A 14,364-nucleotide genomic window follows, 5' to 3' on the forward strand; every position below is an offset into this window, starting at 1 on the left:
CCGACAGCGTGAGCATCGTGGCCACGCTGGTCTTGTCCAAGAAAAGTGGCCGAATGTTCATCGCGAACTGCCTCGCGCGAAATCACATCTCAATGTCGAACGATTTCAGCCTCGCCGCTAACGGGCAGATCTCGTCGGCCACACTGAGTGCCCAGGCGTTCCATCGCACTCGCTCATGCTGCGCCGGCTTGCCGTCGAGTTGCTCGGCAGCTATGGCCTTGACGTAGTCCCGGATCTGCTGGGCCTGATGCCACCGTGCTGTCTCGCCGATCAACTCCTCTCGACGTGCTGCCTCCGCTGCTCTGGCCGCCGCTTCGATCGCGCGTTCACGTGCCAGGGCCTCGGCGCGCGCTTCGCCCGCGAGCCGGCGCTCGTGTTCAGCCAGAAATTCCTTCTTGCGTTCCCTGGAGAGCACCACGGTCCGGTAGAGGCGACAGAACAGACCGTTGATCTGAGCCTCCAGGCGCAGGCCACCATCTTCCGCGAGCTTGAAGTCGCCGAGGGGGCTGCGCGATACGACCAACGCTAGATGATCGGTCGGTCTGTATCTCTTCTCCTTGCCGAAGATCGGGTAGGCCGGGTTGCTGTCGACGATGTCGAAATCTTGGCGCTCTCGGATCGACATGAGAAAGGACGCGCCGTTCAGCGACAGGCTGAGCTTTCCCGAACTCATGACGACGACACAGCCCCGCTCCTCGGCGGCGAGGAATGCTGCGTTCGCAATCGCGAGCGCTCGAGTGCCCGTCAATTCGGAGACCCGGAAGCAGGTCGGCATCGGTTCGCCGAGCAGGCCGCCCGCGAGCCAGCTGAATTTGAAGTGGTCGAGATTGACTCCCGGACGCACCTGCTTTGCTCGCTTGGCCGCTGCGCGATCGCGCTCCTCTACGGCCTTCCGGCGCTTGTGCACGGCGGCCTCGAGCGTCTTTCTCAGCGGTGCAATTGCCTTGTGCCAATGCGTCGGCTCAAGGTCTACCGTGATGCGATTCTCCGGCTGTTCCTCGAACGCCAGTCGATCTTTCAACCAAGTTTGATCGGTCGGGTCGACGTGCTCCCGCGCCTCGGGTGGGTAGCTCACGAACGATGTGCGCTCCGCGTCAGCAGGGAGCGGCTCTTGAACGACGGAATGCCCGGCAGCGAGCTTGGCCCAATGCCCGGCCCGCGGTAGCGGAATATTCAGGACCTTGCAGATCTTGCGGATGCCGTTGTCTGATAGGCCGTACCTTGGACCAAGCGTCGACAGGGGCGTCGACCAGACCTCTTCGTACAGTGCCTCGCGTTGGAACGTGTGAGCCATGCAAACCTCCAGATGGGCCAGGTCACTCTGCCATATCCGGATGGCTATCCGGTCGGGGGGCGCACTACTTGGACCTTTGCGTTCGCTTCTGCCACAAGAAGGCTTTCCGCTCGGCTCGAACTGCCGCTGCAGCCCTGAGTTCCGCATACGAGCTACCGTCAACTGGGCTTCCGCTCCGAGTCTTCGTCGCTGGATTGATGACTACCGCGTAGTACGTTGGACGCTTGCTGAGCCCAGCGTCGCGACAGATCTGAATCGTCATGCCGGCGTGGGAGTACTCCTCGATCACTTGATCTTTATCCGAAGCTGCCGAGTGCGGCGGCATGAGACTAGGTTCCGGTGCTGAATCGGCCTGGCGGGACGGAGCTCCAGGAGCGGAAGCGAGATTCAGGGCTTTGGGCAGCCCTGCCACCCATTGCTGCAAGTCTTCGATCCGCCAGCGAGACAAGCCTGCAAGTTTCACGGGTGCAGGAAGGTTGCCTGCCTTTACCTCGCGCCAGAAAGTCGATTTCCCGATCGATAGCATCCGTGCAGCTTCAGCGACAGAGACATACAGACGTTGCTGATGGAACGGAGGCGGATCGGCGGTGGCCAGCGCTCGCCGGACCGGTGCTGGCGGTGCCAACGCTTCCTGCAGGCTTGGACCAGTAGGGTGGGTGGCCACAACTGGAAGGGTCGGCAGCACCGGCGGCGTCTGGCGGCGCGGCTTTGCCATCGGCTGCGGCGCGTGCGGCTGGTGCTTCATGCGTCGCTCGTGGGCCTCTTCCCGCGCCTTCTCGGAGAGGAAAAGAAGCAAGTCGGCGTACACGAAGATCCAGCCACGGCCCAGCTTCAGGCCCGGGATCTCTCCGGCGCGCGCGAGCTCTTCCACCTGGTCGGAGGTGCAGCGAAGTAGCTCGGCGCATTGCTCGGAATCGATGACGTCCAATGTGGAAAACATGTTGTTTGAATGCATGGCCTAAAAATCAATTTTTTGCAAGATGATGTTTGTACTCATAACGATTGATTGATGGCCCATCAAATCAAATGCACAATGAAGTCATGTCACCCAACGAACTCATCGGTCGAGGAGGCGCAGGTAGAGGTCAAGGGCGAAAGCCGATCTCCGACGACGCCAGACCTTACAAGCTTCTACTACCAGCCGAATTGCGCGCCAAGTTGGACGAACTTGGTGGAGCAGAGTGGCTCCGATCTCAGTTATCTCTGGCTGTATATCTCGACGAAATCAATCTGGAAAGCGCCATGAACCTTGCAACTCGATACATCAATGCAATGCGGCAATTGCCGCAGTACTTCAGCAATCTGGATTCCCGAGGACCCCTGACTCATGTGATGACAGGGGTGCGGGTATTGCCGCTCGGTGACCTGTCCGACCCTGAGGACCACGGTGGGGTTCTGGAGGTGGTGTATCCAGGTGGTCATCGGGTTGAGGTAAATGGGCACGCGCTGTATCAGATGGCACTGGCCGAAGGCGTCCGATGGGAGATCGATAGCAATGTGGACGACATTCCGCCTCGAAAGCGCGATGTTTATCAGGCACGTATTGCCGACCTCGACGAGCACTTGCGTCGCAAGCATTCGCTGATCTGAGGTCGGCCGTGTAGATGACCTCGCTGGTCAGCCGAGATGCATGCTGACCAAAATCGAACGGCCACAGGGGGTTGGATCCCTGCAGCCGTTCTAACCGCAACGTGCAACCTTGGAAGGAAACGCACATCATGGCTACTCACATTATCGGGCAAGGTGCCACCGCGCCCAGCCCGCTCACCATCACAGGCCTGCCCGAGGGCGCTCGAGCCCTCCTCATCGGCATCGACGATGAGAGGGGGCAGTTCTGCATAAGGCCCATTGCCGCCGGCGAGTCGGTGCTGAACATCAAGCGCGACTTGCTCAAGCATCTCAATGAGTATCCGCACACTATCGAATGGCTCGAGGTGCTGCGTGACTATTGCGATAGCCGGTTGATGGCCCGTACCGAAGCCAGAAGCCGCGGCGCATTCATCACGCCCAAGCCGCGCATGGACTGGGACATGACTTCCATCATCGCTGCCCGAGAGGTGAACAATGGCTGAGCGCACTCGCCTCTATCCTGCTCTCAGCTTCCAGACCAGCGGCCCGCACCTTTCGGACATGGACCTGTTCGACGTGCCGGCTGAGGCGTACATGGACGGCCACTTGACTGGAATCAAAGTCGCATGGGAGCTCCTGCAAGCTGCGGAGCGCGACGATTTGGGCGGTTGCAATCCCGCGGAGGTCATTCGCTGCGCGGTGGAGGCTGCGGTGCAGGTCATTGCGGCGCCGCGCAGCGCCAACCGCATTGACAAGACGGGCGCCGCCGTTGGCTTCCTCAGCGTCGTGTGCGACTCGCTTGCAGCGGCTGTGAAGAACTGGAACTTTCGTCCGTTGCTTGAGGAGAGCCTTGAGAGTTGCCGGAGCGATCTGGTCAGTGTTGCAGAGGAGCTGCGGATCTCCAACGAAGCTTTCATCGCTCAGATGGCCACGTCTTCGGTGACAGCGCGATCGGGGGTGCGCCATGCTTAAACCTTTCGCAGTGGGATCGACAGCCACGAAGCGTGACGGCACGCCAGTGAAGCTCGGCCGGAGCTTCGGTGCGCCGTATTGGGTTTGCGTTGACGGCATCGTGGTGGCCGACTATGGCGACGACGAGGCGGCCGCAGAAGCGCACTACCGACCGCTACTCGACGCACATCGGCTCCGCATGGGGTGGAAGCCTGTTCGGATGGCCGGCCAGAGTAGTGGCGGGCTGGACGCCAATCATGGCTGCTGTACGCCGCGGACCCTGTTATTACCCTAGGCCAGGCATGGCACCATTGATCGCGGCACCGACGGGCGCCAGTGTTTTGCCTCAGCTAGGCCGACGGGCCGAAGAGCGGGAATCCTTCGCCCGCCTGCTGAGGCTTCCCATGAAGGGCGCCGGAAGGGGTGCGCAGTGAAGAGATATCCAAGATCGACCGTCGATGTGATTTTTGGCCCTTACATGAAAGATTCCGTCGAGTTTTCGGCTGACGGTGTCCGCGTGTCTGAAGACTATCGGCGCTTCGATCAAAGCCACGACGATCTGCTGTGGCATCCGGCAAGCGAATTTGAAGGGTTGGAGAACGCTCCTGACGCGTTAGAGGTACCAAATCTTCCAATTCCATTCACCGCCCCGGAACTGACTGCTTTCATGCTGAACGGTGTTGGAGCAATGCTGCCATCGATCTATGGCGACTGGGCAAGCGGGCCTGACGAAGGACTCTTAGCAAACCTCGGAGCGAACGCAGGGATGCCTCGTGAAGCGCTGCGGGCGGCGTATGCCGCGTACCGAGATGCTGAGATGAACGTGGGAAAGCTGGATATCGAACTTCAGCAAAGGGCCCCAACCCTTAGAGAGTTGTACGAGCTCCAGAACGGGCTTGCGAACACGCGCGAAGGAGTGTTTGACCAGCAGGTTTCGCGAGATGAAAGCATCGCAAGAAGGCAACGCGCAAAAGATTCTGTCGCACACCTTTTGTCCGAAGCCAAAGAGGCCGAGCGGTTGGCCAAGTCTGAGTTCGCGCGGTGGCGCAAGGCTATGGTCCTTCATCTCTTGAGGCCCCAATCCGCCGAGGTATCCAAAGTTCGTAAGGTTGGAGCCATGACAGCGCACAGGCAGAATTTGTTGAGAGCTCTAACTGCCCGCAATCTCGATCCGAAAGCGCTACCTGCCTACAAAAACGGCAACATGTCGACGGCTAAGAAGGAGGCGATGCGGGCACTTTGCGTCGAATCAAACACCATGTCTGAGGCCACGTTTGACAAGACGTGGCTGGCATTGCTCAAGGATGGGGAGATTGCTTACGCGTCACCCTAGGAAGTGGCGCCCTCGGACATTTTGGTCCAAGGTGCCAGGTTGATCTTCTCAAGGACAGACCGATGCAATAGCGGCACCAACACAAGGGGCCGCAAATGCCAATCACCGCATCACCTCGCACAACCCAGCCAGCCCAGCCGCTGGAGTCTGCGAACAACCCTGCAGCGCTGCTGCGCTTCTCGACCGTTCAAGCTCTGACTGGGCTCAGTAGGTCGACGATCTACACCCGTATCCGGGAGAAGGCCTTCCCGGAGCCGATCAAGCTCGGCACTCGCTGCACGAGATTCAGGGCGGGAGACGTCACTGCCTGGCTGGAGTCGGCGAAGTGAGTGCAGTAAATGGCACGAACCAAAGCTCCGGCCGATCCGCGCGGCGGTCATGTGCGGCTCTACTGGGCGCTCCTCGACAGCCCGGCATGGCGAGTGCTGACGCATGCGGATGTGCGGGTGTACCTCTCCCTGCGACGCAAGCTCGGACGCACGAACAATGGCGACATCAACGCCACGCTGGCCGAGCTCAAGCATGCGGGCATCTCGAGCAGCTCGACGCTCGCCTCGGCGCTGCGCCGGCTGGAACTTCTGGGCTTCATCGAGAAGACTCGCCAGGGTGGCATTGCGAACGGTGGGAAGCTCTGCAGCCTGTACCGCTTCACGGACGAGCCCACATTCGAACTCAAGAAGGCGGGTGTGTTGGCTGGCGCGGCGACGAACGATTGGCAGCGCTTCACGTCGATGGCGGAGGCTCGTGCGGCGCTTCGGTCAGAGCCGCCAAAAATTGCATCGAAGGTTCGACTATCGAACCGGAGTGCTTCGACTATCGAAGCGGAGAGGCCGTTCTCCGATTCGACTATCGAACACGTGGCCGATTCTCCGGTTCGACCATCGAAGCGGACGAAAAAGGCCTCAATCATCTCGGAACCCGCATGAACGCTGGGTTTGCGACGATTTTCTGTGGTCGATTGCAAAAAAACGCTCCGCTTCGACTATCGAACACCATTGCATGTTGCCAGGGTAAGCGTTGCACGACTGCCTTTCCGGCCAGCAAGGAAGGAGCCCGAGCATGACCAGCCACACGATTCACGGCTTGGAGATCGAGCTCCGAGGATCACAAGCGGAGGGCCGCGAGGTTTTGCTGAAGCAGGAATTTGGCGGCACGATCCACCAAGTCGAGCTGCAGGACCTGCATGTGTGCTGGCTTGCCGAGCAGCTGGGCATCGTTGCCGCCATGGGGGCCGCGGGAAGCACGACCCCCGTGGGCGACCCGCGTGAGCTGCAGCGTGCGGTTCTTCGGTGTTCTGAGATGGCGATCGCTTTGCTCAGAAGCATCGAGGTGACGCATGGCTGTGGCCATGAGGACCTCGAGCCCGAGATCCACCGCGCGAAGGAGCTGAGCGGCTTCCTGACGTTCCTGTGCACCGGTTTCGGCCCCTCCAATGAACCTGCCGCCGCGCAGCCCGCCGCATCTCAACCCAGCAACAGCCCTGGCGGCCTCTTTGCCGAAGGATCGGAGCAATGACCAACATCACCCCTTACAACTTCGAGGGCGCCAGTGTTCGCGCGCTCGAGATCGACGGCGAGCCGTACTTCGTCGGCAAGGATGTCGCAGAAGCGCTGGGTTACGCCCGCCCGAACGATGCGATTCAACAGCATTGCAAGGGAGCGGTGAAACGCCGCCCCCTTCACACGGGCGGTGGAATGCAGGATCTGCGGGTCATCTCCGAGCCCGACGTGTTGCGTCTGATCGTGAACAGCAAACTTCCGGCGGCCGAGCGCTTCGAACGCTGGGTGTTCGAAGAGGTGCTGCCCAGCATCCGCAGGGCCGGCAGCTATTCCGTGAACCTCGCGGACCCGGCTCAGCTGCGGCAGGTGCTTCTCGGGTACACCGAGAAGGTGATCGCGCTGCAGTCACAGGTGTCCGTCATGGAGCCGAAGATCGAAGCGCTCCATCGCCTCGCGATGTCGGAAGGCTCCATGTGCGTGACGGATGCTGCAAAGCACCTGCAGGTGCAGCCGAAGTGGCTTTTTCGCTGGTTGCAAGAGCAGCAGTGGATCTATCGTCGCGCCGGCGGTTCGGGGTTCATCGGCTACCAGAGCCGCATCCAGGTCGGATACCTCGAGCACAAGGTCTCGACGGTGGAGCGATCCGACGGCAGCACGAAGGCCGCGGAGCAGGTGCGCGTGACGGCCAAGGGGCTGACCAAGCTGGCCGAAATGCTCAGCGCGAAGGAGATCGCATGAGCAGCCGTCCGATTGATGATGACGATGGCCTGATCGCAGAGCTCCCTGATCTGCGCATCGAAGTAAGCCACAGCGAGGACCTCGTGATCTTGCAGCAGAGCGGTGGCGGCGGCGACGTCGACCGAATCGCGATCCACCGCTGGCAGGTGCGCATGCTTGCCGAGCACTTCGGGCTGCTGCCTTCTTCTGCGTCTTCCCTGGGCGCCGTGGCCATGCTGGCGCGCCGGCTGCGCAAGCTGCAAGAGCGCATCGACCTCTTGGGCGAACACATCGACCAATTCGTGGACGACGAATTCACCAAGCAGTACTCCTTCGCCACATGCGAGCTCGCGGACGAGTTCCTTGCGGACCTGGAAGAACTGCAGGGCGGGGCTGCATCTGCTCGGCCGGCCAGCGCTGTCGCGGAAGCTAGCGATCAGGTACGCAGCCCGGTACGCGGTGGGTCCGCGGACCGCGCGCGTACTGCACCACCCGCCGAGGCTGGCACGCAGGGTCAGATCCAGGTCTGATCCGGTTGTCCGAGCCCGAATACGGAGAACCATGACCTCAGCACCGGATCACGAATCCCCATCGCCTTGGAGTTTGCTCCCGCAGCCCCAGCCCCAGCCCCAGCCTCGGGCGAGTACGAAGGCCATCGGCATGAGCCGTGAGCGAATACTTCAAGTGGTTGGAGAGTTGCACGCTGCCGGTCGCGTCGTCACGCGAATCGCCGTCAAAGAGATCACCGGTCAGAGCTATGGTGTCGTCGATGACCATCTGAAGCGGCTGTTTGAAGAGGGAGTCGTGCGTCGAATCTTGCCTGGCGTCTACGAGCCAGTTGAGGTGATGCCCCCGCCTCGTGCCATTTCGGTCACTCGCATGCAGGGAGGCTGGGTGAAGATCGAGGCCGGCGATGACATGCTCACGCTGACTCCGGAAGAGGAACGCATGCTAGCGGCCTCCATCGCCGGTGCAGCTGGTCAGTTCCATGCGCTTGCTGCTGGCCGTGACCTGGCGGATCAGATCGCCGACCTGAGGCAGCAGCGCTTTCGCGAGAAGGACGAAGTACGTGCGCAGCCGATGAAGCCTCCTCACGGTGCGATCAAGGGCGCGCCGGATCTTTCCGTGGTGCAGGGCAATGGCTAGTCGCTTTCCAGCATTGCCCGGTGCGCAGTGGTTCGCGCTCAGGTTCGCACCCGAGTTCGCAGCGGAGCGCGTGATCCGGCCTGTCCGACGCACGGCGATCGTCGCCGCAGGGCTCCACCCCATGCGGTTCGTGTCTTCGCACCCACCCCTTCAAAAATGAGCCATTACCTCTGAAAGGTTCCCCAATGGCAAACGACCTTTACAACCCCGCACCACCCCAACTGGGCGTGGTCAATCGCACCGGCAACAGCTATTCCGGCGGCAACGTGTCCGGCCAAGTCTCGATCAATGGCGCTGCGCCTGCCGGTACCTTCAGCACCATTTCCTCCGGTGCCGCACCAGCGCCGCCGCAGCAGGCCTTGACGACGGGAACACCGACTCCCGCTGCGACGCCCGCTTTCAATCCGGCCACCGGCGTTGGCCGGCCGAACGCGCTGGGCAGCCTCGCCGACACAAACGCTCAGATTGCCGCCCTGCGCGGCGAACCTGCGCCAGGTCTTGGCGTGCGCCCTATGACGCCGCCAGTTGCTCCTGCTCCTCTGGGTGTCTCGCGTCCGCCGACGGTACCGCCGTTGCCCGCCTCACCGGTCGCACCGCCTCCAGCTGGCGTCTCGCCGACGCAGCAGTTCTTCGTGGGCGGGGGCCAGATGCAGCAGCCGCAACCTGCGGCCGCTCAAGCTCAGCCTGCAGCGCCTACTCCCGCGCCTCTGCCGGCGCCCGTGCAACGACCTGACCAGGTTCAGGCCTTTCGAGACGGTGGCGTCGTGCGGGGCCCTGGAACCGGCACAAGCGATTCCATTCCCGCGATGTTGTCTCATGGTGAGGCAGTATTGCCGGCCGACACGGTTCGAGCGCTGGGCCCCCGCAACGTGCAGGCGACGATCGCGGCGACGCACCAGCCGACCGGCCTCGGCGTCTTTCGACACGGCCGCCCGGCCTTTGCGGACGGAGGCGTAGTGACTGAGGAGGAACTGCGCCGACGAGCAGCAATGGCTGGACCCGCATCGGCTGCCGCCGCCCTCGCGCCGCAGATGATGACCACCACGGTCCCGCCGCCGGGGGCACCGGGCGCGAGTCAGATTCCAACCGGGCGCGAGGTGTACACGGTGCCGGCCCCTGCAGCATCTGCAGCCGCGGCCGCCGGGCCGGTAGCGGAGCCGCTGGTCGATGCGATGACGGGGTTCGGCGCAACTCCACCCACGCCAGCGGCATCAAACCTGCCGCTGGGCGTGACGCGCAACGGGAACAGCTATTCGGGTGAGAGCGTGAGCGCCTCCCCAGCAGCCACGGGGCCGCTTGGGGGTGCCGAAGATACCAGCGTGCGACTGGCACGGTTCCAGGCGTCCAACGCTACGGTGCCGCAGGGGGGCCTCGCGATCATCGACAACGGCGGTGCGAACCGCAATGCCGACTTCAACGACGGCGCCGCGTTGCGCACTCTGGTTGCTCGTGGCGCGCCCCCGGGCCGCAACGGCGCGCAGGTGTTCGCGGCGCAGCTCGGCGCGACACAAGCACCCATGGAGCAGCGCGCAGGACAGGCGGCCCTCGGCGTTCGCGAGTCGGGCGAAACACAGCGCGCGCTCATCGCCGAGCAGGGGCTGGGGGTTCGAGCTCGCGTCGCGGATGCGCGCCAGCAACAAGCCAATGCGCTCGATCAGCAGCGCCTTGCCATCGACGCGCGTCGAGATGACCGTGCAGCCGTCGGCGCTGCGGCAGAGCAGGCGCAGAAAACACGGCTCGCAACGCTTCAGGACCAAGTGCTGAGCGGCACGCCAGAACAGCGCCGTGCGGCCACCGAGGCCATCGCTGCAATGCAGGGTCGTGAGGTCGCAGGGAACAAGCCGCCGGAGGGCTATCGCCGAACGACTGCCGGCAACCTCGAGGCCATCCCAGGTGGCCCCGCTGACCTGCGCCAGAGCAAAGAGGGCGCTCAGCAGGGCAAGGACACGCAGGACATTTTCGGCATCATCGACCAAGCCACGCCGCTCCTCGGAAGGGCCACGAACAGCCTGGCGGGCGCGGCGACCGACAAGGCAGCGCAGGCCTTCGGAGTCTCGACCGAGGGTGCGATTGCCACCGCGCAGCTGAGTGCATTGCAGGGCGCGCTGATCTCCAAGATGCCGAAGATGAGCGGTCCGCAATCCGACAAGGATGTGCAGCTCTATCGTGAGATGGCCGGCCAGATCGGTGACGCGACCATCCCGCGCGAGCAGCGCCTTGCCGCGCTGCAAACCGTGCGCTCGCTGAACGAGAAGTACCTGCCGGCAGTGAGCAGCGCAGGAGACATCGAAAAACTATCTTCGGGCACCACCTTCAGGGCGCCCGACGGCTCTATTCGGAGGAAGCCGTAATGGCCGAAAACTGGTGGGATCAATACCCTGTCGTTGGTGGAGGTGGCGCGCCAGCACCTGCACCCGCCGCGCAAGCCGCGGCCGCACCCGTTGCCGGCTCGCCTCCTGGCAACTGGTGGGATCAATACCCTGAGGTTGGGCAGCCAGCAAGCGCGGCCCCAGCTTCTGCACCAGCCACCGATTCGTCGACGTCGATGTCCGGCGAGATCGCCCGCCAGGTGGGCCTAACAGCGCGCGCAGGGGTGAAGGGGGCCCTGGCCCTGCCAGGGGTCGTCTCAGACGCCGCAACGGGGCTGCTGAACACTGGCCTGGACGCGACGGTCGGCGAGGGGAATGGCTTTCGATTCCAGCGCGTTGGCGCGGCCGCAGACAGCCTCATGAGCGCCGCCGGTGTGCCGGAACCGAAGAACGCAACGGAGCGCGTTGTGCAGGACGTGGCGGCAGGCATGGCCGGTGGCACGTCTGGCGCGGCCGCTGGCCAAGTCGCAGCACGTCTAGCGCAGAGCGCGGGGGCACCAGTCGCAGAAGCCGTTGGCAACGCCTTGGCGGCGGCACCCGGCATGCAGGTGCTGAGCGGTGGCGCCGGTGCAGGCTCCGCGGGAGTGACGCGGGAAAGCGGCGGCGGCGCGGTCGCGCAGACCGTTGCGGGCCTTGCAGGCGCTATGGCACCCACGACCGTCCCGTTCGCAGCACGCGCAGCTGTCCGCGGTGCCATCCGGGGCGGTGAAGCAGGGCGCTCCGAGATGGCCGGCCGCATCAAGACCTTCGAAGACGCGACCGGCACCACGCCCACGATGGGTCAAGCCACAAGCTCGCGCGCCATCCAGGCCGCGGAGACGGGCCTGTCCAACGTGGTGGGCGGCTCGGGCATCATGATCCGCCGCGGCGAAGCGCAGGCCGAGGCCATGCAACGCAGCGTCCAGGAACTGACGGATGCACTGGCGCCGAACGCAACAGGGACCGACGCCGGCGCAGCGATCGCAAAAGGAGTGAACGCTTTCAAGGACAACGTGAAGACGGTGCAGCAGCGCCTGTACACGGACCTCGACAAGTTCATCCCCGCAGCGACACCGATGGGGGTGGGTCGGACGCAGGTGGTGCTGGAATCGCTGAATGATGGCATCCCAGGTGCGCCGAACATCAGCAACTTCTTCAAGAATGCGCGCATCGGCTCCATCGAGAGCGCGCTGGGCCAAGATCTCGAACTGGCTCGCCGAGCGCAGGCACCTGCGGGCATGTCGAGCACCGGCGCAACGACCTTGCCTGGCCAATTGCCCTACGAAGCCGTGCAGAAGCTCCGCTCGCTCGTGGGCCGCGAGATCTCCGAAAACTCGTTGATGTCCGATGTGCCACGCAGCAAGTGGCGCGCGCTCTACGCCGCGCTGAGCGATGACCTGGGTGACGCAGCAAACACGGCTGGCCCGCAGGCGCGTCAGTCTTGGGAGCGCGCCAACCGCTACACGCGCACCAGCATTGAACGCCTCGAGCAGCTTGAGTCCGTGGTCAACAAGGATGCGCCGGAGAAGATCTTTCGCGCTGCCACCACGGGCCTCGCCGAGGGCGGCACGCAGATCAGCCGCGTCATGAAGTCAATGCCCGTCGAGAACCGGCGTGAGGTCACTGCCGCCGTACTGCAGCGCCTGGGCCGCGCCAAGCCTGGCCAGCAGAACGAGCTCGGCGACGCCTTCAGCTCGGAGACGTTCTTGACGAATCTGTCCGCCATGAGCCCCGCGGCGCGGCGTGCGTTGTTCGGCAGCAGTGGCTACCCAGGCCTTCAGGAGCGTGTGAATCAGCTGGGCGCCGTGGCAAACATGCGACGCGAAGGATCGAAGGTCTTCTCGAACCCGTCTGGTACGGCGCGCCAAGGCGCAATGATCGGATGGGCGGCAGGTCTGGGGACGGCACTCGCAACTGGCAACGCAGCGGCGATCGGGGCTGCGCTGGCGGCGCCTGTCGTGACGAACACCGCGGCGCGACTGCTGGCCAGCCCGACGCGCGTGCGCGCAGCAGCCGAGGTGAACCAGCTCAACGCGGCCGCAGGGCCGGTGAGTGCCGCGGCAGCCGCCGCCGGCGCGGCTTCGTATGACGAGAGGAAGGCTACGAATCTCAGACGCATCAGGGAGATGCGCGAAGGCCGGCGCTGATCAGCGGGCGAAAATTTGGACCAAGCCGATGAAGCCGGCCACGACGACCGCGGCCAGCAGGATGACGGTCAGGCCGAAATGGCCAACCAGCTTGTTGCCCTCGCGCAGCCGCTCGTCGCGATAAGAGGCCTCGAGGAGGCCTTTCATGTTCTCGCCGGTGAAGTTCTTTGGGTCGCGTGCCATGGGCCGAATGTAGCCGAGGTGAGGGCCAATGCGAAGTGAACGCGAAAGTACTGGACTAACTGGTGGATGCTGATCTGGGATCTGGTCCTCGCCCTGGTACTCCGCCCTCGGCGACCGGAAGCCAGAAGTCGAGCACATCGGCCACGGTCTGCGGCACCTCATCCTCGCGTGGGAACATCACCATGATCGCGTGCACGCCTTTGGCGAAGTACGGCAGGGCATGCTGCATCGAGAGCATCATGACCCGCACTTCGTTAATGCCGCCGGCTTTGAAGTGCCTCCACTGATTGATCGCCATCGGCGTCGTGTGCACGTACTGCGAAAGGTAAATGGTGGCGCTGAGGTAGTGCCGATGGTCAATGCCGCCGACCTGATTCCTTTCCCGCTGACTGAGGTAGTACTGGGGGGCATCACCCTGCGCGATCTTTTGCTGCGAGGTTTTTCCGACTCGCGCGAAGAACGGGTGAACTCTCGCGCGAACGCGAAGAGCTAGTGCGTTGGCCCGTATGGTGATGGCTTCCGGTTGCGTCGAGCCGATGAAATCCAACATCTTCGTCCGACGCTCTTGATCATGCAGATCGCTTAACAGCTCTCGGAAATCGCGCTCTTCCTCGGTGACCGCGTCCAACGCGAAGTATGCGAGCGCGTCGTATGCGTCGATCACGCACCGTGCGAGCGCGCACACAGACCCAGCATCCCATAGCTCCCGAGGCCCACCGTCGATCTGCGCAGGCATTAAGCGGCGGAGCGAGATCGCGTGGCAAACCTGCTTGATAAAGATCGGGGCGGCATTTACCTGCGCTTTGGTCTCAGGCACGATGCCATTGAAGCGCCGAGCGAGCTCACGGCTGTACTCGATCAGCGTGTCGAGCTGCCCCAGAATACGCGCGTACCTCACACGCAGATCACTGAGGCTGTCTGGAGCGGGCATGTTTGCTCCTTGCGAGATAGTCAAGCAGTTGTTACAGGCCTCGTGAGTCGAACTCTCCCGCGGATGGCAAGCCATCGCCATAAGAGTGACGTCGGGCGATGCCGGTGGATCGGGCGCTCGATGGCGGCATGGAAGCGCAAGGATGGTTTGCCGCCCGTCGACGTGATGGCGTGATTATCAAATAAGCAAAGCCGCAGCCCCATGGTATGTCAGGCGCCGGAACAAAGGTCCTGGTTAATGAAACCA

Annotated in this window: 16 protein-coding genes; 12 read left to right on the plus strand and 4 right to left on the minus strand. The window is 63.2% G+C overall.

Annotated elements, in window-relative coordinates; all coding sequences use genetic code 11:
• Positions 1 to 82 precede the first annotated feature (82 nt).
• Entirely contained in the window at positions 83 to 1,294 is a 1,212-nt protein-coding gene (locus tag ACQY8B_RS03515) for a hypothetical protein (protein WP_422085425.1), read from the minus strand.
• A 64-nt stretch (positions 1,295 to 1,358) separates the two neighbouring features.
• Entirely contained in the window at positions 1,359 to 2,234 is an 876-nt protein-coding gene (locus ACQY8B_RS03520; protein ID WP_422085426.1) for a helix-turn-helix domain-containing protein, read from the minus strand.
• A 101-nt stretch (positions 2,235 to 2,335) separates the two neighbouring features.
• Here ACQY8B_RS03520 and ACQY8B_RS03525 point away from each other — a divergent pair, with 101 nt between their 5' ends.
• The 12 genes from ACQY8B_RS03525 to ACQY8B_RS03580 all read left to right on the plus strand — a co-directional run bounded on the left by ACQY8B_RS03525 (position 2,336) and on the right by ACQY8B_RS03580 (position 13,004).
• A complete protein-coding gene (locus ACQY8B_RS03525; protein ID WP_422085427.1) occupies positions 2,336 to 2,884 on the plus strand; it encodes a hypothetical protein in 549 nt (182 codons plus the stop codon).
• Positions 2,885 to 3,012: 128 nt separating this feature from the next.
• Positions 3,013 to 3,366 (plus strand): hypothetical protein, encoded by a 354-nt coding sequence (locus ACQY8B_RS03530; RefSeq protein ID WP_422085428.1) that lies wholly within the window; start codon positions 3,013 to 3,015, stop codon positions 3,364 to 3,366.
• Complete coding sequence (locus ACQY8B_RS03535) at positions 3,359 to 3,835, plus strand: hypothetical protein (protein ID WP_422085429.1); 477 nt, start codon at positions 3,359 to 3,361, stop codon at positions 3,833 to 3,835. The genes ACQY8B_RS03530 and ACQY8B_RS03535 overlap by 8 nt, the downstream gene beginning before the upstream one ends.
• A 457-nt stretch (positions 3,836 to 4,292) precedes the next feature.
• Positions 4,293 to 5,147 (plus strand): hypothetical protein, encoded by an 855-nt coding sequence (locus ACQY8B_RS03540; protein WP_422085430.1) that lies wholly within the window; start codon positions 4,293 to 4,295, stop codon positions 5,145 to 5,147.
• A gap of 95 nt (positions 5,148 to 5,242) precedes the next feature.
• Positions 5,243 to 5,476: a helix-turn-helix transcriptional regulator gene (locus ACQY8B_RS03545; protein WP_422085431.1), complete on the plus strand. Its 234-nt coding sequence runs from the start codon at positions 5,243 to 5,245 to the stop codon at positions 5,474 to 5,476.
• Between the two features lie 9 nt (positions 5,477 to 5,485).
• Entirely contained in the window at positions 5,486 to 6,073 is a 588-nt protein-coding gene (locus tag ACQY8B_RS03550) for a hypothetical protein (protein WP_422085432.1), read from the plus strand.
• A 133-nt stretch (positions 6,074 to 6,206) separates the two neighbouring features.
• A complete protein-coding gene (locus tag ACQY8B_RS03555; protein WP_422085433.1) occupies positions 6,207 to 6,662 on the plus strand; it encodes a hypothetical protein in 456 nt (151 codons plus the stop codon).
• Complete coding sequence (locus tag ACQY8B_RS03560) at positions 6,659 to 7,384, plus strand: phage antirepressor KilAC domain-containing protein (protein WP_422085434.1); 726 nt, start codon at positions 6,659 to 6,661, stop codon at positions 7,382 to 7,384. Before ACQY8B_RS03555 ends, ACQY8B_RS03560 begins: the two co-directional genes overlap by 4 nt.
• Positions 7,381 to 7,893, plus strand: coding sequence for a hypothetical protein (locus ACQY8B_RS03565; protein WP_422085435.1), 513 nt, complete (start codon positions 7,381 to 7,383; stop codon positions 7,891 to 7,893). The genes ACQY8B_RS03560 and ACQY8B_RS03565 overlap by 4 nt, the downstream gene beginning before the upstream one ends.
• A gap of 130 nt (positions 7,894 to 8,023) precedes the next feature.
• Entirely contained in the window at positions 8,024 to 8,509 is a 486-nt protein-coding gene (locus ACQY8B_RS03570; protein WP_422085436.1) for a hypothetical protein, read from the plus strand.
• A 185-nt stretch (positions 8,510 to 8,694) separates the two neighbouring features.
• A complete protein-coding gene (locus ACQY8B_RS03575) occupies positions 8,695 to 10,860 on the plus strand; it encodes a hypothetical protein (RefSeq protein ID WP_422085437.1) in 2,166 nt (721 codons plus the stop codon).
• Positions 10,861 to 11,054: 194 nt separating this feature from the next.
• Positions 11,055 to 13,004, plus strand: a complete 1,950-nt coding sequence (locus ACQY8B_RS03580; RefSeq protein WP_422085438.1) for a hypothetical protein — start codon at positions 11,055 to 11,057, stop codon at positions 13,002 to 13,004.
• Here ACQY8B_RS03580 and ACQY8B_RS03585 read toward each other — a convergent pair whose 3' ends face one another.
• Complete coding sequence (locus ACQY8B_RS03585) at positions 13,005 to 13,187, minus strand: hypothetical protein (protein ID WP_422085439.1); 183 nt, start codon at positions 13,185 to 13,187, stop codon at positions 13,005 to 13,007.
• Between the two features lie 55 nt (positions 13,188 to 13,242).
• Positions 13,243 to 14,118: a hypothetical protein gene (locus tag ACQY8B_RS03590; RefSeq protein WP_422085440.1), complete on the minus strand. Its 876-nt coding sequence runs from the start codon at positions 14,116 to 14,118 to the stop codon at positions 13,243 to 13,245.
• Positions 14,119 to 14,364 lie beyond the last annotated feature (246 nt).

This window comes from Variovorax sp., assembly GCF_965279555.1.
In the GTDB taxonomy this organism is placed as follows: Bacteria; Pseudomonadota; Gammaproteobacteria; order Burkholderiales; family Burkholderiaceae_C; genus Variovorax.

What these genes read in the sequence shown, in the direction of transcription:
- ACQY8B_RS03515 (WP_422085425.1), bottom strand. Translation starts at nt 1,294, where the DNA reads ATGGCTCACACGTTCCAACGCGAGGCACTGTACGAAGAGGTCTGGTCG.
- ACQY8B_RS03520 (WP_422085426.1), bottom strand. Translation starts at nt 2,234, where the DNA reads ATGTTTTCCACATTGGACGTCATCGATTCCGAGCAATGCGCCGAGCTA.
- ACQY8B_RS03525 (WP_422085427.1), top strand. Translation starts at nt 2,336, where the DNA reads ATGTCACCCAACGAACTCATCGGTCGAGGAGGCGCAGGTAGAGGTCAA.
- ACQY8B_RS03530 (WP_422085428.1), top strand. Translation starts at nt 3,013, where the DNA reads ATGGCTACTCACATTATCGGGCAAGGTGCCACCGCGCCCAGCCCGCTC.
- ACQY8B_RS03535 (WP_422085429.1), top strand. Translation starts at nt 3,359, where the DNA reads ATGGCTGAGCGCACTCGCCTCTATCCTGCTCTCAGCTTCCAGACCAGC.
- ACQY8B_RS03540 (WP_422085430.1), top strand. Translation starts at nt 4,293, where the DNA reads ATGAAAGATTCCGTCGAGTTTTCGGCTGACGGTGTCCGCGTGTCTGAA.
- ACQY8B_RS03545 (WP_422085431.1), top strand. Translation starts at nt 5,243, where the DNA reads ATGCCAATCACCGCATCACCTCGCACAACCCAGCCAGCCCAGCCGCTG.
- ACQY8B_RS03550 (WP_422085432.1), top strand. Translation starts at nt 5,486, where the DNA reads ATGGCACGAACCAAAGCTCCGGCCGATCCGCGCGGCGGTCATGTGCGG.
- ACQY8B_RS03555 (WP_422085433.1), top strand. Translation starts at nt 6,207, where the DNA reads ATGACCAGCCACACGATTCACGGCTTGGAGATCGAGCTCCGAGGATCA.
- ACQY8B_RS03560 (WP_422085434.1), top strand. Translation starts at nt 6,659, where the DNA reads ATGACCAACATCACCCCTTACAACTTCGAGGGCGCCAGTGTTCGCGCG.
- ACQY8B_RS03565 (WP_422085435.1), top strand. Translation starts at nt 7,381, where the DNA reads ATGAGCAGCCGTCCGATTGATGATGACGATGGCCTGATCGCAGAGCTC.
- ACQY8B_RS03570 (WP_422085436.1), top strand. Translation starts at nt 8,024, where the DNA reads ATGAGCCGTGAGCGAATACTTCAAGTGGTTGGAGAGTTGCACGCTGCC.
- ACQY8B_RS03575 (WP_422085437.1), top strand. Translation starts at nt 8,695, where the DNA reads ATGGCAAACGACCTTTACAACCCCGCACCACCCCAACTGGGCGTGGTC.
- ACQY8B_RS03580 (WP_422085438.1), top strand. Translation starts at nt 11,055, where the DNA reads ATGTCCGGCGAGATCGCCCGCCAGGTGGGCCTAACAGCGCGCGCAGGG.
- ACQY8B_RS03585 (WP_422085439.1), bottom strand. Translation starts at nt 13,187, where the DNA reads ATGGCACGCGACCCAAAGAACTTCACCGGCGAGAACATGAAAGGCCTC.
- ACQY8B_RS03590 (WP_422085440.1), bottom strand. Translation starts at nt 14,118, where the DNA reads ATGCCCGCTCCAGACAGCCTCAGTGATCTGCGTGTGAGGTACGCGCGT.